The organism is Corynebacterium bovis DSM 20582 = CIP 54.80 (genome assembly GCF_030408615.1).
In the GTDB taxonomy this organism is placed as follows: domain Bacteria; phylum Actinomycetota; class Actinomycetes; order Mycobacteriales; family Mycobacteriaceae; genus Corynebacterium; species Corynebacterium bovis.
In genome coordinates, this window is sequence record NZ_CP047187.1 from 106,996 (window position 1) to 128,862 (window position 21,867).

3 protein-coding genes are annotated in these 21,867 nt (G+C 79.1%); 2 read left to right on the plus strand and 1 reads right to left on the minus strand.

Annotated features, from left to right (window positions below; all coding sequences use genetic code 11):
* Positions 1-61: 61 nt before the first annotated feature.
* Both CBOVI_RS00330 and CBOVI_RS00335 read left to right on the plus strand, forming a co-directional pair.
* Positions 62-15,421: a non-ribosomal peptide synthetase gene (locus CBOVI_RS00330; RefSeq protein WP_183273685.1), complete on the plus strand. Its 15,360-nt coding sequence runs from the start codon at positions 62-64 to the stop codon at positions 15,419-15,421.
* Positions 15,421-20,535 (plus strand): condensation domain-containing protein, encoded by a 5,115-nt coding sequence (locus CBOVI_RS00335; RefSeq protein WP_183273686.1) that lies wholly within the window; start codon positions 15,421-15,423, stop codon positions 20,533-20,535. Before CBOVI_RS00330 ends, CBOVI_RS00335 begins: the two co-directional genes overlap by 1 nt.
* A 118-nt stretch (positions 20,536-20,653) precedes the next feature.
* Here the strand turns inward: CBOVI_RS00335 and CBOVI_RS00340 are convergent, their stop codons facing one another.
* Complete coding sequence (locus tag CBOVI_RS00340) at positions 20,654-21,706, minus strand: hypothetical protein (RefSeq protein ID WP_010264581.1); 1,053 nt, start codon at positions 21,704-21,706, stop codon at positions 20,654-20,656.
* Positions 21,707-21,867 lie beyond the last annotated feature (161 nt).

Sequence of the window (21,867 nt, forward strand, 5' to 3'; positions counted from 1 at the left end):
TCCCCGGCGCCCTCATCCGATCTCTTCCTCCGGCCCCTTCGTCCGACCCCCAGGAGCGACCATGTCCGACAGCACCAGCCCCGCCGCCCGCCGCCGCGCCCTCGCGGCCCGCCGCCGCGAACTCCTCCGCCGGACCCTCGCCGCGGAGGGCTTCACCCCCGCCGGTGACGGTGCCGGTGAGAGTGCCGGGGACGGGCCGGTCACCGGGGCCGTGGGTCGGGGTCGGGGGGACGACGCCGCGCTCCCGTCGTCGCCCGCCACCCCGGCCCGGACCGGGGAGGTCACCGACCGGCGCATGAGCACCCGGCTCGCCGGGGACCCGCGCGACGCCACGGGCATGTTGACCTGGGTCTTCGATGTCCCCGGCGACGCGGAGACCGGGGAGCGGATCCGGCGGGCGGCCGTCGCCGTCGCCGAGGCCCGACCCCGGCTGCGCACGACCGTGGGCCTCCCGGCCACGGCCGCCGCGCCGGACGCCACCGCGCCGGACGCCACCGCGCCTGACCCCGGACCCACCGCGCCGGGCGTGGAGCGCGCGGTCCTGCCGGCGACGGCCGTCGTCGAGCCCCGGGCGGACCATCCGGAGCCGACGACCGCCGCCGCCCTCGCGCGGCACGCCGTCGACCCCTCCTCCGAGCCGCCGCTGCGCGTGCGCACCCTGCCCGCGCCCGACCGGCCGGGTCGGGCGGACCTCGTGATCTCCACGCACCACTGCGCCGCCGACGAGCACACGTGGGTGCTGCTCCTCGACGGGCTCGGGACCGCCCTCGCCGGCGGCACCCCCGCCGCGAGCACGGGCGTGACCGGGGAGGACGCGACCCCGGAGCTCGTCGACACGGCGGCGCGGCGCCGGGCGGAGGCCCTGCGCGGAGTGCCGGTCGGCCCCGACCGCCCCGACCCGTTCGCCGCCGACCGGGGCCGCGCGGACACCGCGTCCCGGCGGGTCGAACTGCCCGTCGACGCCGCGTGGGCGGACGCCCTCCGGCGGGGCGCCCGGGAGGCGGGGACGACGCCCCCGGCCGTGCTCGTCGACGCCGCCGCGCGGGTGCTCGCCCGCCGCGGGGCCGGGGACGTGCCGGTCGTCGGCACGCCCGCCGACGTGCGGGTCATGCTCGGGGCGGGGGCCTGGGACGACGACGGCGACCGCGTGTCCGTCATCCCCGTCGCCGTGGACACCCGGCGCCCGGTCGCCGACGGGGTCGCCGCGGTGCAGGAGGCGGTGCGCGACCGGTGCGCCGGGCTCGACGATGTCCTGCGGCTCCTCGACCTGCCGACGTCCCCGGACCGCCACGCGCTCGTGGACGCGGTCGTCACGCACCGGAGCGGCCGCCGGACGCTGACGCTCGACGGCGGGGAGGTGACGGGGACGTACGCGGCGTGCGGGTCGTCCGCGTTCGACCTGGTCCTCGCCCTGGAGGACGACGGGACGGGGGCCGGCGGGGCGGTGCTCAGCGCGGAGGCGCGGTGCAGCGCGCCGGGGCCGGACGTCGCGCGGCTCATCCTCGCCGAGTGGCGGGACGCCGTCGCGCGGTCCGTGGGCGCGGAGGGCCCGGCGGGGACGGGCCCGGCGGGGACGGGTGCGGAGGGCCCGGCCTCCCCGGGGGAGGTCGGGGGCACGACGCCGACCGCCGCCGCGCCGGTCACCGCCGCGCCGGGGTCCGGGTCGCCGGTGGGTGGTGCCGGGTCGGCGCCGGTGGACGTCGCCGCCGCCGTCGCCCGCGCCGCCCGTGACGCCGCGACGGCGGGGGCCGTCGCCGTGAGCTGCGGCGGGCGGACACTGACGTACGCGCAGCTCGACCGCGCCGTCGACGCGACCGTGGGCGTGCTCCGCGACGCGGGGGCACGGCCCGGGGACGTCGTCGCCCTCCGCCTGCACCGGGGGGCCGGGGTGCCCGTCGCGATGCTCGCCGCGCTGCGGGCGGGCACACCGTTCGTCGCGGTGGACCCCGGGCAGCCGGCCGGGCGCGCGGCCGCGGTCCTCGCCGCCGCCGACCCGCGGGCGGATCTCGACGACGCGACGGTCGAGGCCGTCCTCGACGGCGTCCGCGACGCGGCCCCCGGGGGCGCCACCGACGGGTCGGCCGCCACCGTGGCCGCCGCGCCCGCCGCGGCGGGGACGCCGGCCCCCGGGAGCGCGGCGTCGTTCCCCTCCGACGGCGCACCCCACCCCGACAGCCCCGCCTACCTGGTCTTCACCTCCGGCACGACCGGCACGCCGAAGGGCGTCACCGTGCCGCGGCGCGGGCTGGACGCCGTGCTCGGCGCGGCGGTGGACATGCTCGGCCACGGGCCCGGGGTGACGTCCCTCGCCGGGTCGACGCTCGGCTTCGACATCTCGGTCGTCGAGATGCTCGGCGCGTTCGCCGCCGGCGGCCGCGTGCACGTGGCCCCCGCGACGTTCGCCTCCGACCCCGCCGCGGCCGTGGCGGAGCTGCGCGCGGTGCGGCCGCACATCGTCGAGGCCACCCCCTCCCTGTGGTCGGAGATCCTCGCCTGCGACCCGACGGTCGTCCGCGGTGTCCTCGCGTGCGCCGGCGGCGAGGCCCTGCCCGCCGCGACGGCCACCGGGCTCCGCGCGGCCGGGGCGGACGTGCTCAACCTCTACGGGCCCAGCGAGATGAGCGTCATCGCGACCGCCCACCGCGTCACCGGGGACGGCACCCCGCCGCTCGGGGCGGTGCTGCCGGGTCTCCGCGCGGAGGTCCTCGACGCGCGGCTGCGGCCCGTGCCCGACGGTGCGGTGGGGGAGCTGTACCTCAGCGGACCGCAGGTCGCGCTCGGGTACCTGGGGGCCCCGGGGACGACGGCGGCGGCGTTCGTCGCCGGTCCCGGGGGCCGACGGCGGTACCGGACGGGGGACCTGGTCTCCCGGCGGGTGCCCGACGGTGCGTTGCGCTTCCACGGGCGCGCCGACGACCAGCTGTCCCTGCGGGGGCTGCGCATCGAACTCGTCGAGGTCGAGGCGGCCCTCACGGCCGCGCCGGCTGTCGCCGCGGCGGCGGTGCGGGTCACCGGGGCACCCGGCCGGGAGGTGCTGCTGGGGTATGTGGTGACGACGGCCACCGGTGCAGACCCGGTGCCGGGGATCCGCGCGGCCCTCACCGCGACCCTGCCCTCCGGGGCGCGGCCGGCGCGGATCACGGTGCTCGACCACCTGCCCCGGAACGCGAACGGCAAGGTCGACCGGGCGGCGCTGCCCGTCCCGGCGGACCTCGGCGCGGACACCGGCGCGGGCCCCGACGCCGTCGGCGGCGTCCACCCCACCCCGACGGAGCGGACCGTCACCGCGGCGGTGCGCGACGTCCTCGGCCTCGCCGACACCCCGCCGACCGGCGCCGACGTGCGTTCCCTCGGCGGACACTCACTTCTCGCCCACCGGCTGGCCCTGCGGCTCAGCGCGGACCTCGGGGTCACCGTCCCCGCCCGGGAGGTCCTCGCGGACGGGACCCTCGCCGACCTCGCCCGGACCTGCGACGACCTGCTCGCAGCCGGGGGCGCGGGCACCCCGGCGACCGGTGACGCCGCCGCGGGACCCGGGCCGACCGGCGGCGTCGCGGCGTCGTCCCCCGACCACCAGGACACCCCCGGCCCGGTGGAGCCCCTGCCGGGCCAGCGGCGCATCGTCACCGCCGAGGCGCTCGACGACACCCCGGGCCTGTACACCCTCCCCGTCATCGTGGAGTGCGACACCGCGCCCGCACCGGAGGCACTCGGCCGCGCGCTGCAGGAGGTGTGCCGCCGGCACCCGGTGCTGCGCACCCGCCCGCGGCTCGACGGCGGGAGGGTCGTCTCCACGCTCCTCGCCGCCGGCGACGTGCCCGCGCCGCCCGTCACGGCGATGACGACGACGCGCGAGCTCACGCCGGTCGTCCTGCGGGACCTGCTGGCCACGCCGTTCACCGCCGCCGACGGGCCGGTCCGCGCCGCCGTCGTCACCCGGCGGGACGCGCCGCCGGTCGTCGCGCTGCTGCTCCACCACGCGTGGGCGGACGAGTGGAGCCTCGGTCCGTTCTTCGCCGACCTCGCCGCCGCGCTCGGCGCGGACGGGCGGCACGACGGCGACGCCGGCGACGCCGGGGACCCCGGGCACGGCTCCACCGCCGGCCGTCCGGAGGGGCCGTCGTACGCGGCGGTCCGGGACGCCCTCGGCGCAGGGTCGGCGCAGGACCGCGCGTTCTGGGCGGGGCGCCGCCACGCCCTCGCCCCGGCGGAGACACCCCTGCCGTTCTCCCGGTCGTCCCGTCCCGACGGGGCCGCGCGGGGCGCCGGCGACGCCCCGGCCGGTGCCGGTGCCGGTGCGGGCGGCACGACCGGCGCGGGCGGGGACGTGCACCTCACCGCGACCGTCCCGGCCCCCGGCCTCGCCCGCGGTGACGCGGCGGCGGTGGTCCGCGCGGCGGTGCTGCTGCTCCTCGACCGGGCCGGGGCGGAGCCGGTCGTCGGGGTGCCCGTCGCGGGCCGTCACGACGCGCGGCTCCTCGACGTCGTCGGGTACCTGGGCAACACCCTGCCGGTCACCGTCGGTGACCCGGGTCGGGGGGTGCTCGCGCCGGGTGCGCCGGTGCGGGGGGTTGTCGACGCCGTGCGGGCCGAGGTCACCGACGTCGCCCTCCGGTCGTCGGTCCCCCTGGAGGAGCTGACCGACGGCGGGGTGCCCTTCCGCGTGCTCGTCGACCACCGGGTCGGCGACGTCCCCGTGCCCGACGTGCCGGGGTGGAACGCGCGCCCGGTCGACCCGCCGACGGTCCCCGCGAAGTTCCCGCTCACCGTCATGGTCACCGAGCCCGGTGCCGACCCCGTCGCCGCCGGCCACGACGACAGCGGGGCCCGCGACGACGCCGCAGACATGCGCCTCGACCTGCTGTTCTCCGGGGCGGAGTTCGACGCGGACGGGGCGCGGTCCTTCGCCGCCGCGCTGCGGCGCGTCGTCACGACGGTCGCCCGCGCGGTCACCGCCACCGCCGGGGACGACCGCGCGCCGGGGCGGCGGGAGCCGTGGGTCGCGGACGTCGCCCTCGGCACGGTGCCCGCGACGGTGACGACGCCGGAGGGCACGGGGCGGGCGGCCACGCTCGCCCGCCGCCACGGTGTCGCCGCCGCCGTCGACGACGCCCTCCGCCGGTGCCGTGACCTGCCCGTCCTCACCGGCCGGGGGGAGACCCTCACCGGTGGGCAGGTGCTCGCCGCCACCGCGGCGGTCGCGGATGCGGTGACGGACGCGGTCGGGGGTCCCGACGGAACCACCGGGACGGTCGCCGTGCACCTCGGCGCCCGCCGGGACGAGGTCCTGGCGCTTCTCGGCGTGCTGCGCACCGGCCGCCCCTTCACGGTGCTCCGCCAGGACGACCCGCCCGGGCGGCTCTCCGCGGCCCTCGCGGACGCGCAGGTCACGGCCGTTCTCACGGACCGGCCCGGGCTGCTGACGGGTGCGGTCGCGGAGGGGGTCGTCGTCGTCCCCCTGCCCGGGCTCCCCGGGACCGGGACCGACCCCGCGCCCGGCACGACCCGGGACCCCGCCGCGGTGCCCGTGCCCGCCCGGCCCGCCGACGGCGACCCGGCGTACGTGTGCTTCACCTCCGGGACGACCGGGCGGCCGAAGGGGGTCATGGTCGGCCACGGGGCGCTCGCCGGGCTCCTCGACGTCTCCGACGCGGTCTTCGCGCCCGACGGTGACGCCGCCCTCGCGCGCGGCGTGCGGCCCCGGTTCGTGTCCGTCGCCCCCATGCACTTCGACGTCGGGGTCCTGGAGGTCCTGGCCACGCTCACGACCGGCGGCCACCTGCTCGTCGCGGACGACGCCGACCGCGTCGGCACCGCCCTCGCCCGGACCGTCACCCGGCACCGGGCGACGCACATGTCCGTCACCCCGACCGTCCTCGCCGGGCTCGGCGACCCGGCGGGGATCGGCGAGGACGTCGTCGTCTTCAGCGGCGCCGAACCCCTGCCCGTCGACCTGGCCCTCGCCTGGGCGGACCGGCACCGGCTCATCAACCTCTACGGGCCGACCGAGGCGACGGTCAACGCCCTCCACGGGGACGTCGACCCCGCCACCGTCCGCCGGACCGGGACCGTGCCCGTCGGGGAGGCGGACCCCGGCACGGCCGCGCTCGTGCTCGACGCGGCCCTCCGACCCGTGCCGGACGGGATGCCCGGCGAACTGTGGCTCGCCGGCACCGGCCTGGCGCTGGGCTACCCGGCGTCGCCGGGGCTCACCGCCGCCCGGTTCACCGCCGTGCCGGACGAGTGGGGCCTGGCCCCCGGGGCGCGGATGTACCGGACGGGTGACCTCGCGGTGCGCGCCGCCGACGGGACGGTGACGTGCACCGGGCGGATCGACGACCAGTTCAAGATCCGGGGGTTGCGCGTCGAGCCCGGGGACATCGAGGCCGCGTTCCGGGCCGACGGCCGTGTCGCCGCCGCCGTGGCCGTGCCCGTCGCGGGGAGGCGGGACACGCTCGCCGCGGGGGTCGTGCCGGCCGCGGGGGCGTTCACGGACGCGGACCTGGAGGAGCTGCGCCGCGGGGTCGCCCGGGTGCTGCCCCGGTACCTCGTCCCGCAGCGGGTCGTGGCGTTGGCCGCGCTGCCGGTGACGCCGAACGGGAAGACGGACCGGCGGCAGGCGGCGCGGGACGTCGCCGCCGCGCTGGAGGCCGGGGGCGGGGTGGCCGGCACCGCGGCCGCCGCGACGGTCGCGACCGGCGGTGCCGCGCCGGCTGCCACCGCGCCGGTCGACGCTGCCGCCGCGCCGGACGATCCGGCCCTCGCGGCGCTGGTCACCGCCCTCACCGCGGTGCTCGACCCCGGCAGCGGGGTGCCGACCGCGGAGGACAGCGTGCTCGGCCTCGGCGGGGACAGCATCGGTGCGCTGGAGATCGTCGCCCGGCTCCGGGACGCGGGGTGGACGGTCACCCCGCGGGATGTCCTCGACGCGCCGACCCTCGCCGCCCTCGCCGCGACCATGCGTCGCACCGGGGGCGGGGCCGACGGGTCCGACGGGCCCGACGACGGAGCAGCACGCGCCGCCGCCGCCACCGCCGACGCCGACGCCACGGCGACGGCGCCCGGCGCCCCGGGGGACAGCGCGGACGCGGCCGGAATCGCGCCGACCGGCCGCTTCACCCCGGGTCGCGTCGCCGGCGAGTTCGTCGCGGAGTCGCCGGAGGCGCTGCTCACCCAGACCATGCTGCTCGCCGTCCCGTCGTCGGCCGTCGGCCGGGTCGCCGGGATGGTGGAGCGGCTCGTCGACCTCCACCCCGCCCTGCGCACGCGGACCGTGACGGGGGCGGGTGGCGTCGACCCCGTCGTGGACCGGACCACCGACCCGACCGACCCGACCGACCCGACCACCGACCCGACCGACCCCACCCCGGTCCCGCTGTGCGAGACCCTGCCCGCCGGCACGCCCGGGACGCTCCACGTCCACCCGCCGGTGACGGCCACCGGGCCGGACGCGGCCGACACCATCGCCGACCTGCGGCGGGAGCTGGACGCGGCGCTCGACGTCACCGCCGGGCGGCTCACCGCCGTCGCCGAGGTGGAGACGGACGCCGGGCCCGCCGTCGCACTCACCGTCCACCACCTCGCCGTCGACGCCGCGAGCTGGTCGCGCCTCATCGCGGACCTCCGCGCGCTGGCCGGGGGCCGCGACCCGGGGCCGGCGGGCACGTCGCCGCGGGCCGGTGCGGTCCGGACGGGGGCGGCGGGTCCGTCGCCGGAGGTGCCGGGCGGGTCGGGGGAGGGGGCCGACGCCGCCCTCACGCCCCCGACCGCCCGGATCGCCTCGGGGCCGGTGGGCCCGGGGGACACCGCCGCGACGGCGGAGCGGGACGTCGTCACCGTGCCCGCCGCGGTGGCCGGGGCACTCGTCGCCCGGCACGGCACCGGCGCGGACCTCGGCCGGGCGGTCGAGGAGGCGGTCGTCGCGGCCGTGCGGGCCGTCGACCCGTGGGGTCCGGCGGCGGTGGCCGTGGACGTCGAGGGGCACGGCCGGGGTGACGGCGTGGACCCGCGCGCGGTCGGGTGGTGGACCCGGGCGACGACGCGCCGGCACGTCGCCGCCGGTGCCGGTGCCGGTGGTGCCGGTGTCGACGGGGCCGACGCCGCGACCGTCGTGGAGACCGTCGCCGAGCGGCCGGTGCCGCGGGACCGGCGCGCCGACGTGCTGCTCAACCACCTCGGCACGACGGGCACCGTCGTCGACCCGGGGGCCTTCACCCCGCTCGCGCTGCCGGGCGTCCCCCCGGTCGACGCCGGGGTCGGCCCGGACACGCCGCTGCGCAGCGCGCTGACCGTCACGTCGTCGGTCACCCCGGCGGCGGACGGCCCGGTGCTCACGCTCACCCTCGTCCGCGCGACCCGCCTCGTCCCGGCCGCGACGGCCGCCGCGGTCCGCGGGCACGTGCTCGCCGCCCTCGCCGACGGTGTGGGTCTCGGCGGGGGGTCCGCCGGCCTGACGGTCCTGCCCGTCACCCCGACCCAGGAGGGGCTGGTCCTCATCGACGACGCCGCCGACCCCGGCGCCGCCGCGTACGTCGTGCGCATGGCCTTCACCGTGTCGGGGCTGCGTGACGCCCGGGCGCTGGCCCGCGCGTGGCGTCGGCTCGGCGACCGGCACCCGGCGCTCGCCGCGACGTTCCACCGGGGCCGCGACGGCCGCGTCCGCGCGGTGAGCGGCCCGGGCACGGCCCCGTCGGCGGAGATCGTGGACGGGCCCGGCGCCGCCGGGGACCCGGTCGCGACCCCGTTCGACGCCCCCTTCGACCTCGCCCGCGGGCCGCTCGCCCGGCTGCGGGTCACCCCGGGGCCCGACGGCCGCCACCGCGTGGAGGTCGCCCTCCACCACGTCATCGCGGACGGCTGGTCGGCGCCGGTCATCATGCGTGACCTCTTCGCCCTCCTCGCCGCGGACGCCCGCCCGGCCGACCCCGCGGCCACCGACCCCACCGCCACCGACCCCGCGGCCCGCGTCGACCCGGTCCCGGCCCTCGCCGCCGTCACCGCGCGCCGCCACCCGGACCGCCGGTGGCGTCGCCTGCTCCGCGACGCGCGCCCCACGGCCCTCGCGCCGGGCGGCACGGACGACGGCACCCGCGCGGACACCGTCGTCACCCTCGACCCGGCGACGACGCGCGGCCTCGCCGCCGTCGCCCGCGAGCGCCGCACGACGGTCGCGGCGCTGCTCCACGGCGCATGGGCCGTCGTCACCGCCGCCCGCACCGGGCAGTCCGGCGTGACCTCCGGGTCGGTCGTGTCCGGCCGGCCGACGGGCGTGCCCGGCGCGGCGGAGGCGGTGGGCATGTTCGCCGCGACCGTCCCCGTCGCCGTGCGGGGCGTGGACCCGGCGGCGCTCGACGCCCCCGATCCCGCCGTCACCGCCCGGGCCGTGGCGGACGCGGCCCGTGGCGCCGCGGAGACGCTGCGGCTCGCCGCGGATGTGCCGCCGTCGCTGGCGGCGGTGCAGGCGCTGTCCGGCCCGGCGCGGGCGTCGGGGGAGGCGTTGTTCGACTCGCTGGTCGTCGTCGAGAACTACCCCCTCGACCCGGCGGCGGTGACCTCCCCGGTGGAGGGCGTGACCGTCTCCGACCTGCGGTACACGGACGGGTCGCACTACCCGGTCATGCTCGTGGTGAACCCGGGGGAGCGGCTGCGGCTGCGGCTCGCGGTCGCCGGCGGGGTCACCCTCGCGTCGGGGGCGGCGCCGGAGGAGGTTCTCGACGACCTGGCGCGGGCCTGCCGGGCGGTCGCGGGCACGTCGCTGCCGCCGGACCGGACGGGGGTGCCGCCGCTGTCCGGGCCGGCTCCGCTGCTCGCGGCGGAGGGGGTGGCCGTGCGGTGGTCCGCCGCCGAGGCGGCCCGCGCCGTCGACGCGCTCGCCGCGCACCTCCTCGACCGAGGTGCGGGCCCGGGGGTCACGGTCGGCGTGGCCCTCCCCCGTGGAGTGGAACAGGTGTGCTCGGTGCTGGCGGTGTGGCGGGCCGGTGGCGCGGTCATGCCCCTGGAGGTCGACGGGAACGGTGAGCTCACCCCCCGGTCCGGGGAGATCCTCGCGCGCTCCGGGGCGACGCTCCTCCTCGATCGCAACACTGTTACGAACGTGCTTGTTGAGGGGGTCGCCGGCGGGAGGGCGGCGTCGACCCCCGGCCCCCGCCGGCGGCGGCACCTCGACCCGGGCGACCCCGCGTACGTCATCCACACCTCCGGCACGACCGGCGACCCGAAGGGCGTCACCGTGCCGTGGCGGGTCCTCGACGGCCTGCTGCGGCACCAGGTCGCGCAGGGGGTGCCGGCCCCCGGGGACGTGCTCGCGCACCTCGCCCCGGACCAGTTCGACGTCGCCGTGCAGGAGGTCGCGACGGCCGCGCTCGGCGGGCACCGGCTCGTCGTCGTCGACGACGCCACCCGCCGCGACACCGCCGCCCTCGCCCGGGTGCTCGACGACGAGGGCGTGGACGTGGTCTTCGCCACGACGACGCTGCTCGACGCCCTCGCCGCCCACCACGCGCGGACGGGCGCGCCGGTGCTCCGCACGCTCGTCCAGGCCGGCGAGCGGCTGGACCCCGGGGCGCACCTCCGCGCGTGGTGCACCGCCCCCGACGGGCCGGTGCTGCGCAACGACTACGGCCCCACCGAGACCCACGTGTGCCTGTCCACGGTCGTCGACCCGGACGTGCTCCGCGCGGGCGGGCCGGTGCCCGTCGGGGAGGCGTTGCCGCACGTCACGGCGGCGGTCCTCGGCCCGGACCTCGCGCCCGTCGCGGACGGGGTGACGGGGGAGCTGTACATCGCCGGCGACGTCGCGGACGGGTACGCCGGCGACCCGGCGCTCACCGCGACGCGGTTCGTCGCCGCGCCGGGTGGTGGCCGGTGGCACCGCACGGGTGACCTCGCGCGGCGGGGTGCGGGCGGGGCCGGCGACGGTGACGGTGCCGTGGTCGTCCTCGGGCGCGCGGACGACCAGGCGAAGATCCACGGCGTGCGCGTCCACCCGGCGGAGGTCGCCGCCGCCGCACGGCGCGTGCCGGGGGTCGGTGCGGCGGTGGCGGTCGTCGTCGACGGCCGGCTCTGCCTCGCGGTCACCGGGTCGGGGGACGACGCCGCCTGTGCGCCGGAGGACGTGCGGCGCGCCCTGGAGGCGTGGGCGACGGGCGACGGGTCGGGGACGACCGGCCCGGCGCTCGTGCCCGCGGAGGTCCTCGTCCTCGACGCGCTGCCGACCGGTGCGACGGGGAAGGCGGACCGCCGGGCCGTGGCCGACCTGTTCCGGGCGGGAGGGGGCGGCGGACCTGCCGGCGCCGGCGCCGGTGCCGCCGCCGCTGCCTCCGTCGCGCCCACCACGCCCACCACGCCCACCGCGGCGGCTGCGCTGCCGGTGACGCTCGCGGCGTCGGCGCTGCGTCGCGTGCTCGTCGAGGACGGCACCCTGCCGGAGGACCGCGAGGTCGGGCCGGCGGACGACATCGTGGCCCTCGGCGGGAGCAGTCTGTCCGCCGTGCGGTGGGCGGCGCGGGTGAGCGCGGTGCTCGGCACGCCCGTCACCGTGCGGACCGTCATGGAGGAGCGCACCCCGGCGCGCGTCGCGGCGGCCGTGGCCGGCGGCCCCCGCGCGGGTCACGGTGCGGGTCACGGTGAGAGTCACGGTGGTGACGCCGCAGGTCAGGGCGCGGGTCGCGGGACCGGTGCCGGCGCCGCGGCGACCGCCCCGGAGACCGTGCGCCGCCCCGCGCCGGACACGCCCCTGGAGCCGACCGCACCGCAGCGGCGGTTCTGGGCGCTGTCCCGGGTCGACCCGGCCGGGGTGACCTACACCCTGCCGCTGCTCGCGGAGTTCACCGCCGACCCCGGCACCGCCGGCACCGCCACCGCGGAGTCGCTCGCCGCGGCGGTCCGCGACGGCCTCGCGGCCCTCGTCCGGCGGCACGAGTCCCTGCGCACCCTCGTCACCGGCGGGACCGACGGCCCCCGACAGGTCATCGTCGACCCGGACTCGGCGGTGGACATGCTCGACGTCGCCGTCCTGCCACCGGGGGAGGAGGTCACCGACCACCGTCGCCGCCCGTTCCGGCTGGACCGCGAGCTGCCCGTCCGGGCGGCCGTCGCGCCCACGGGGCCGGGCCGGGCGCTCGTGTCGCTCGTCTTCCACCACGTCGCCGTCGACGGCTGGTCGTTGCCCGTCGTCGTCGACGACCTCGCCGCGGTGTGGTCGGCGTCGTCCCCGACCGGGGCCACCGACCGGCCGGTGCCCGCGGGCGCACCCGCGGAGCCACCCACCCCGGCACCGTCCCCGGCGGCGATCACGGCCGCGCAGGACCGGTGGCGGACCCGCAGCGGCACCGCGGACCGGGACCTGGCCTTCTGGCGGGAGACGCTCGCGGACCTGCCGTGCCCGATGCCGTTGCCCCTCGACCGCCCGCGGAGCGTGCCGGGGGAGGACACCCCGGGTGGCCGGCTGCTGCGCATCCCGCTGCCCCCGGCGGAGGCCGACCGCCTCGTGGAGACCGCCCGGGCGCTCGACGCGACGCCGTTCATGCTGCTCCATGCGGCGGTCGCGGCGGTGCTGTCCCGGATGGGCTGCGGGGAGGACATCGTCGTCACCACCCCGGAGTCCGGGCGGTCCGGTGCGGGCGCGGCGCTCGTCGCGGACCCGGCGGACCCGGTGGCGGCGGACCTGTCCACGGCCGTCGGGTGCTTCGTGAACCTGCTGGTCCTGCGCGTGTCCCTCGCCGGTGACCCGGAGGTGCGGGAGATCGTCGACCGGGTGCGCGCGGCGGGCCTCGCCGCCGTCGAGCACGCGGGGACCCCGTTCGAGGACCTCGTCCGGGAGCTCGCCGCCGGTGGGGTCACGGGCCACCACCCGTTGGCGACGGTCGGCGTCGGGGTGCAGACCTTCCCGGCCGGATTGCCCGCGCCGCGCGGCTGGTCGGCCCGGGTTCTCGACGACGACCCGGGGGTGTCCCGGTTCGACCTCAACGTCGACCTCGTCACGGGGTCGGGGGAGGCGTGCCTCGCCGTGGAGTTCGACACCGCGCTGTTCGACACCCGGACCGTCCGGCGTCTCGTCGACCGTGTGCGGCGCGTGCTCGCCACGGCCGCCGAGGCTCCGGGGACGCGGTTGTCCCGGCTGCCGGTCCTTCTCGACGACGAACGCCTCCGGCTGCCCGCCGTCCCCGCGCCGACCGGCACCGCCGCGACCGGTGACGCCGCGACCGGCCACACCGCGACCGGCACCGGTGACCCGGGTGGGCGTCGGCGCGCGGACCTCGTCCGGGGCGTGCCGACCGCGGGGGCGGTCGTCGGCCCGGACGGGCGGCGCATCCCCGCCGACGAGCTGCGCGACCGGGTGGACACGCTGGCCCGTGACCTCGTCGCCCGGGGCGTGCGGCCCGGTGACGTCGTGGCCGTCTCGTGCGACCGGGACGCCGGGCTCGTCGTCGCCCAGCTCGCGGTGCTGCGCACCGGGGCGGCGTACGTGCCGCTCATCCCCGGGACGCCGGAGGAGCGACGGCGGGTCGTGCTCGCGGAGACGGGGGCCGGCGTCGTCCTCACCTCCGGGGACGTGCGCGACGTCCTCTCCGGGGCCACCGCGACCGCCACCGACGCCGGGGCCACCGACGCCGGCGCGGGCACGCCGGCCCTGCCCGACCCGGCGGACATCCCCGGCGACCTGCCGGCGTACGTGCTGTTCACGTCCGGGTCGACCGGGCGGCCGAAGGGCGTGACCGTCACCCGCGACGCGCTCGGAGCCCTGCTCGCGGCGACCGACCGGGCGGTGCCGCTGGGGGCGGACGACGTGGTCCTGGCCGTCTCCCCGTTCGGGTTCGACATCGCCGGGTGGGAGCTGCTCGCCCCGCTGGCGGGCGGGGCGGCGCTCGTCGTCGCCGACGAGGACGAGCGCCGGGACCCGGACGCGATCCTCGGGCTCGTCCGCCGGCACGGCGTGACGGTGTGCGAGGCGACGCCGGGGTTGTGGTCCCTCGTCGCCGAGGCCGCCGCCCGCGGACACGCGGCGTCGACCGGGGCTGCGACCGGAACCGGAACCGGAACCGGGGCGGGCGTGACCACCGGCCCGCTCCACGGCCTGCGTGCCCTCGCCGGCGGCGAGGAGCTCCCCCGGGCGGTGGCGGAGGCCCTCGCCGGCGTCGGGGCGCAGGTCTGGAACCTCTACGGGCCGACGGAGGTCACCGTCATCGCGACGGCCGGCCCGTGGACGGGTGGCCGGCCGGACATCGGCACGCCGCTGCCCGGGGTCACGGCCGTCGTCCTCGACGACCGGCTCGCCCCCGTCCCCGAGGGGGCGCTCGGCGAGCTGTACCTCAGCGGCCCGCAGGTGGCGGCCGGCTACCTCGGCGCGCCGGCGGGCACGGCGGCGGCGTTCGTCGCCGACCCGTGGGGTGCGGGCACGGTCATGTACCGCACGGGTGACCTCGTGCGCCGCCGCGCCGACGGCACGTTCCACTACGAGGGCCGGCGGGACGGTCAGGTCCAGGTGCGCGGCCACCGGGTGGAGCCGGCGGAGGTGACGTCCGCGCTGCTCCGGCAACGGGGCGTGCGCGCGGCGGCGGTGCGGGTGCTGGACCGCGGCGGCGCGACGACGCTCGTCGGTTACGCGGTGACCGACCGTCCCGCCACCGACCCCACCGCCACCGACTCCGCCGCCACCGCCACCGACCCCGGCACGTCCCCGGACCTCCTCGCGGCGCTGCGCCGTGAACTGCCGGAGTACCTCGTGCCGTCGCAGGTCGTCACGGTCGCGGAGCTGCCGGTCACGGCGAACGGGAAGGTCGACGTCGACGCCCTGCCGCTGCCGCCCGCGGCCCGCTGGGAGGCCCCGCGCCCCGGGACCGAGCGGACCCTCGCGGAGATCGTCGCCGAGCTGCTGGACATCGACGTCCCCGGCCGGCACGACGGCTTCCTCGCCCTCGGCGGGGACTCCATCACCGCGGTGCGGCTCGCCGCGCGGGCCACCGAGGTCGGTCTCGCACTCGGAACGGCGGACGTCGTCCGGGCGGGGACCATCGCGGAGCTCGCGGAGACCGCCGACCGCGCGGCCGCCGGTCGTCCGGAGGTCGGGGACGACGCCCACCCCTCCGCCACGGCCGACTCCACCGGGGCGACCGCCACGGCCGGCGGCTCCACCGGTGCGGGGGCGGAGGACGGCGTCGACACCCCGGCCCCGACCCCGACGGGCGGCACCGGCGGGTCCTCCCCGGTGGGGGACCTGTCCGGTCTGTCGGCCGGGGACCTCGACCGGGTGGCCGCGATGTTCGGCGGGTTCGCGCCGGGCGCGGCCCCCGGCTCCGGCCCCGGCTCCGCCGACCCCGACCCCACGGACCCCGGCCCCGGCCCCGGCGGTCCGGGAGTCACCGACCCCCACTCCACCGACCCCGACACCGACCCCCACCGCACCGAAGGAGACCGCACCTGATGACCCAGGACACAGCCGCAGCCGGGGGAGCCCCGGGCATCGCCGACATCCTCGCGGGCACGCCGCTCCAGGAGGGGCTGCTGGCCCTGCACCGGACGGGCGAGGGGTCGGACCCGTACCACATCCAGTGCGTGTTCCGGATGGACGGACCGCTGGACGCCGACCTGCTGCGACGCAGCGTCGTCGCGGCGGTGGACCGGCACCCGAACCTCCGGGCGGCGTTCGTCGACCGGGGGGTGCCGCACCCGGTGCAGGTCATCCCGGTGTCGGCGCCGCTGGACTGGGAGGTCGTCGACGCCGTGCCGGGCGCCGCCGACCCGGCCGTGGCCGCCGCCGAGTTCCGCCGGCCCTTCGACCTCTCCGCGCCGTCCCCGATGCGCTTCCGGCTGCTGCGCCGCTCGGCGACGCGCCACGAGCTCATCTTCACCGCCCACCACATCATCATCGACGGCTGGTCGGCCCCGCTGTTCTTCCGCGAGGTCATGGAGATCTACGAGGCGGACGGGGACGCGTCCCACCTCCCGGCCCCGGCGCCGTACCGCGCGTACATCGCGTGGCTCGCGGAGCGGTCGCGGGACCGGTCGCTCGCCCGGTGGCGGGAGCGGCTGGGGGAGGGGACGACGCCGTGCCACCTCTCCGCCGCGGCGGCCTCGGGTGACGCGGCGTCGGGCGACTCCAGCGACCGCACCGGTTCCACCGACCGCACCCCCGGGCCGGGGCACGCGACCGTCGAGGCGGCGCTCGGGACCGCCGCGACGAGGGTGCTCACCGACTGGTGCCGCGCGCACCGCGTGACGGTGAGCACGGCGACGCTGTTCGCGTGGGCCGTCGTCCTCGGTGTGCTCACCGACCGCGACGACGTCGTCACCGGCACGGTGGTGTCCGGCCGGCCGCCGGAGGTGCCGGGGATCGGGTCGATGGTCGGGATGTTCATCAACACGGTCCCGGTGCGGGTGCGGTTGCGGCCGGGGGACGACGCCGCCTCCCAGGTCGAGGCGCTGCACCGTGATGTGACGGAGATGCGGGAGCACGAGTACGTCGGCCTCGCCGACATCCAGCGGCAGGCGGGTCAGCGGGACCTCTTCGACACGCTCGTCGTGTACCAGAACACGCCGGGTGGTGACGACGGTGTGCGGACGACCTCGCAGGGCGTCCGGGTGACACCGCTGCGGACGGCAGACTCGACGCACTACCCGTTCACCCTCGTGCCCGCCGTCGTCGACGGGCGGCTCACCGTGCGTGGGGAGTACCGGGAGGACGACGCGGGCCGGACCGGCCTGCCGGTCCGGCCGGAGCGGATCGTCCGCGCGGTGACCGCGCTGCTGGAGACGCTGCCGCTGTCCGACGGGACCGCCCTCGCGCGCCTCGGCACCGGCTTCGGTGCCGGTGACGGCGACGGCGACGGCGGTGACGGCGACGGCGGTGCGGGCGGGGGCCGGACCGGGGCCACGTCCCCCGACGCGACCAGCCCTGACGCGACCAGCCCCGACGCGGGCACCGTCACCCCGGTCCACGGGCGGCTCGCCGCGCTCGTCGCCGCGGACCCGGACGCCCCCGCCGTGTGCGACGGGTCGACGGTGCTCACCCGCGCCGGACTGTGGGACCGTGCGGGACGCGTCGCCGCCCGGCTCCGCGCGCTCGGCGTGCGGCAGGGCGACCGGGTGGGCCTCAGCCTCCCGCGCGGCGTCGGTGCCGTCGCGGGCATCGTGGGGTGTCTGCGCGCCGGGGCGGTCATCGTGCACACGGACGTCACCGCCCCCGCCGACCACCGCCGGGGTGTGCTCGCCCGCGCGGGCGTCCGCGCCGTGCTGACCGGCGCTGATGCGCCCGACACCACGGCCGTGGTCGCCGACGCCGGCGCTGGTGCGCCCGCCGCCGCGCCCGGCGACGGGGTCCCGGAGGGCGCGGAGCGGGTCGTCGTGACCCCGGACGGCACCCTGCCCCCCACCGCGACCGCACCCCGGACACCCCCGACACCCGGCGACGCCCGGCCGCGCACCCCGGACGAGCCCGCGTACGTCATCTTCACCAGCGGGTCGACGGGCGCGCCGAAGGGGGTGGTCGGCACGCACCGGGGGCTGGCGGCACTCGTCGACGCGCACCGGCGGCTCGTCCTCGACCGGCACAGCGCGCGGCTCGGGCGGCAGCTCGTCGTGGGGCACGCGTGGTCGCTGGCGTTCGACGCGTCGTGGCAGCCGCTCGCGGCGCTGTTCGCGGGGCATGTCGTCGCGGTGCTCGACGACGCCGAGATGCGCGACCCCCGGCTCTACCGCGCGGCGCTCGCTCGGCACCGGGTGGACGTCATCGAGACGTCGCCGACGATGCTCGGGCAGCTGGAGCGGCAGGGGCCCGGTGCCGGTGGGGACGCGGGTGCGGACCTGAACCCGGACCCGGACGCGCCCGCCCCCTGGCCCGGCCTGGAGGTCCTGGGCCTCGGCGGCGAGGCCGTCGACCCGGCGGTGTGGTCGCGCCTCGCCGCGGCGGCCCGTCCGGAGGCGTACAACTTCTACGGCCCCACGGAGACGACCGTCGACGCCGTGTCCGCCCGGCTCCGCGACCACCCCGCCCCCGTCATCGGCCACCCCCTTCCTGGCACAGCTGTGATGGTTCTGGACCGCTGGCTCCGACCCGTCCCGGACGGTCTTCCTGGCGAGCTCTACATCACCGGGCCGCAGGTCACACAGGGGTACACCGGCCGGGAGGACGCCGCGCGCCTCACCGCCGCGGCGTTCGTCGCCGCGCCCGGAGGAGCACGCGCGTACCGGACGGGGGACATCGTCGTCCGCCGCGCGGGAGCGCTCGCGTACCTCGGCCGCGCGGACGACCAGGTGAAGGTCCGCGGGTTCCGGGTCGAGCCCGCCGAGGTCCTCGCCGCCGTGCGGTCGCTGGAGGGGGTCGACGACGCCCGCGTCGGTGTCCACCGTGGCCCCGGGGGCCCGCGCCTCGTCGCCGCGGTCGTCCCGCGGTCCGCGGCGGACCGGGAGGACCCGGCGGGGGCGGCGGCCCGGTGGACCGCGCACCTGCGGGGGCGGGTGGCGGCGCACCTCGTGCCGTCGGCCGTCGTGCCGGTGGACGGGTTCCCGCTGACACGGAACGGGAAGCTGGACACGGCGGAGCTCACGGCGAGGGCCGCGGCGCTGCGCGGTGCGGGCGCGGCAGGCGCGTCCGCCGCCCCCGACGGCCCGGTGGAGCGCGAGCTCGCCGACGCCCTCGGCGCCCTCACCGGCACCCCGGTCACCGACCGGGACGAGGACATCCGCGACCTCGGCGTGGACAGCATCCTGCTCATGCAGTTGTGCTCCGACCTCGTGGAGCGCGGCGGCCCGCTGGCGCGCGTCACCCCGCGGCTGGTGCTCGCCGCCCCGACGGTGCGTGGGATCGCCGGGACGCTCGCGTCCCTGGACACGGCCGGTGGCGACGCCGCCGGGAGCGGCACCGGCGCATCCGGGACGACCACCCCCGCGCCCGCCCGTCCCGCCGACGCCGGCGACATCCCCGTCACCCCGGTGCAGGAGTGGCTGCTGCGCGGCGGCGGGTGGCGCCGGTTCTGCCAGTGGGCCCCGGTCACCGTCCCGTCGGGCCTCACCGCGGCGGACCTGCGTGACCGGCTGGGCACGCTCGCCGCCGACCACGGGCTGCTCCGCGCGACGGTCCTCGGCGCGTCCCGCGGACCCGTCCCCGGCGAGGGGGGACGTGGGGCCGCCGGGTCGCGGCGTCGACCCCGGATCACGGTTCCCGCCCTGCCGGACGACCCCACCGACCGGGCCGACTGGATCCGCGCCGTCGGCGACGCCGTCCTCGTGACACACCCCGGCCACGGCGGGCGGCCGACCCCGCAGGTGCTCGGCGCGGTCGCGCGGCAGGTCATCGAGACGGTGGACCCGAACTCCGGGCACATGCTCCGCGCCGCATGGTTCCCCGGCGACGACGGCACCGGTGGGCTGGTCGTGCTCGTGGCGCACCACCTGGCCGTCGACGGCATGTCGTGGCGGGTGATCCTCGACGACCTCGCGCGCGGCACGTCCCTGCCGGAGACGACGCCGTTCCGCCGGTGGGCGGGCTTCATCGACGACGAACGGTCCCGGCGGGCCGGCGCCCCCGCCGACCCCGGGCGCGCGGGCGGCGGTGCCGACGCCGGCGGTCCCGAGGCGGCGCAGGGCCACCCGGTGGACGGCGGGCCCGCGGGAGCGTGGGAGCGGTACCTCGCGACCGGCGACCGGTCCGCCCTGGGATCGCGGCGCGTCGACCCGGCGGTGGACCGGGCCGCGGACGCGCACGCCGACACCACCGTGGCGTCGCCGGAGGAGACCTCCGCGCTGCTTGACATCGCCGCCTCCGCCGGGCGCGCCGGCACGGATGCCGGTGAGCGGGCGGAGCGGGCGGGTCTGCGCGAGGTCCTGCTCGCCGTCCTCGCGGGGGCGGTGGCGCGGTGGCGTGGGACGCGTCGCCTCGTCGTCGACCTCGAGGGACACGGTCGCGACGACGACGTGCTCACCCGGCACGGCACGGTGGCCGACGACCTCTCCCGGACCGTCGGCTGGTTCACCACGGTCACGCCGCTGGTGCTGCCGGACCCGGCTGGCCCGGACCCGACCGGTGCCGCCCCGACCGGTGCCGCCCCGGCGGGACCCCCGGGTCATGGTTCTGACCCGGGTGAACCCGGGATCATCGACCGTGCCCGGGAGGTCGCCCGCGAACTCACGCGGCGGCCGGGCACTCCGGTCGAGCACTCCGTCGACTGCGGTGTGTGCGGGCACGGGGTGGAGGTCGAGGTCAACTACCTGGGCCGGTTGGACATGGGAGCGGGCTCCGGCGGCGACACCCCCGCCGACCGTCGCGCCGCGCCGGCCGGTGAGGCGCCGGCGTCGGGGGCGTGGACGGTCGTGACCGATGAGGCCGTTCTCGAGGCCCTGCCGGAGATGCCCGAACCTGACCTGCCCAGGACCTACGCCGTGGAGGCGACGTTCTCCGTCGCCCCGTCCCCGGACGGGCCGCGTGTCACGGCGCGGTTCAACCTCGCCGCGGCGGTGTTCGGCGCGGACGATCTCGCGGCGCTGACCTCCGCGTGGCGCGGGGAGCTGGGCCGGGTCGTCGGGGAGCACCGCCCGCGGTGACGCGCACCGGGTGGCCGGGTGCCCGCGGTGACGCGCACCGGGTGGCCGGAGCGTCCGAGGTGACGCGCGGGGTGCGCCCGCGTCGCCCGGCTCCCCCCCCCGGAGCCCCGCGGCCGTCCTACGGCCGGTGCAGCGCCAGCCCGGTCACGGGCGAGCCGAGCGCGGCGATGACAACGCCCTGGTCGGACCCGTCGAGCGGCACCCGGCGGATCTCGCCGCCCAGGTCCGCGACGTACGCCACCCGCGCGACCCGGTCCACCGCCAGCCCGATCGTCTCGTGGAATCCGCGCGCCAGGATCTCCGGCTCCGCGCCCCCCGCGCCGCCCGCGCCCGCACCCGCACCCGCGCCGTTACCGCCGTCACCGGCCCCGACCCCACCGGCCGGTAGCGGCGCCCGGTTGAGCGTGTTCCCGTCCGGCTCGGCCCCGCGGTCGGTCCAGTAGAGGTACCCGTCGGCGATCTCCAGGTCGATCGGCTCGGGCAGCCCCTCCCACAGCACCTCGATGTCGGGCCGCGCGTCGGCGCTCGCCCCGTCGGGCAGGTCGAGCGGGGCGCGGAGGATCCGCCCGCGCCCGCCCTTCGCGGGCCCCTTCTGCGTCCAGTACAGGTACCCGGCGTCGAGGTCGAGCGCCACGCCCACGCACTGGTCGGTCCAGTCGCCGTGATCCTCGTTGACGACGAGATCGCGCAGGTCGGACCCGTCGAGCCGGCACGTGGACACGCGGAACCCCTCGCGGTCGCCCCAGTAGAGCCGCCCGCGCCCGTCGGTGGTGAGCTGCTTGCCGGTGGTGATCCCGCCGGCGGGCACGATGTCGCGCGGGGTGCCGCCGGTGACGGCGACGGCGTGCAGTCCGCCGTTGCGCGCGGTGAAGTCCGGTTCGCCGGTGGTGTCGCCGTCGGCGGCGGGCGAGGGGGTGCCCATCGTCGTCCAGTACACCGTGTCGTCGATGACTGTCACACCGTCAGGGGCGTCGTTCGGGCTGTCGGCGACGGGGTGGACGGTGCCGTCGTCGGTGTCGACGGTCACGACCTTCCCGTCGGCGATGAGCAGCGCGTAGAGCGTCGCGGGCCGCCCGTCGTCCCGGTCGGTGGCCTGGACCGTGCCGGTGGTCCGGCCCGTGCCGGTCACCTGGCCTGCGGTGGTGGTCTGCTCTGCGTCGGTCGTGGTCATGGTCGTCAGCTCCTTGTGTGCGCGTGTCCGTGTGTCCGTGTGCGCGTGGGTCTGTGCGTGCGCGTGGGTGCCGCGGCCCGGGTGCGGCCCGGGTGCGGCTCGGGTGCGGGGCCTGCCGCCGGGGTCACTGTGGCACGGTCATGGGGTCTGTTGTGGTACGA

Bases quoted from the DNA above. Each gene is read 5' to 3' on its own strand.
- CBOVI_RS00335 (WP_183273686.1), top strand. From the start codon at position 15,421: ATGACCCAGGACACAGCCGCAGCCGGGGGAGCCCCGGGCATCGCCGAC.
- CBOVI_RS00330 (WP_183273685.1), top strand. From the start codon at position 62: ATGTCCGACAGCACCAGCCCCGCCGCCCGCCGCCGCGCCCTCGCGGCC.
- CBOVI_RS00340 (WP_010264581.1), bottom strand. From the start codon at position 21,706: ATGACCACGACCGACGCAGAGCAGACCACCACCGCAGGCCAGGTGACC.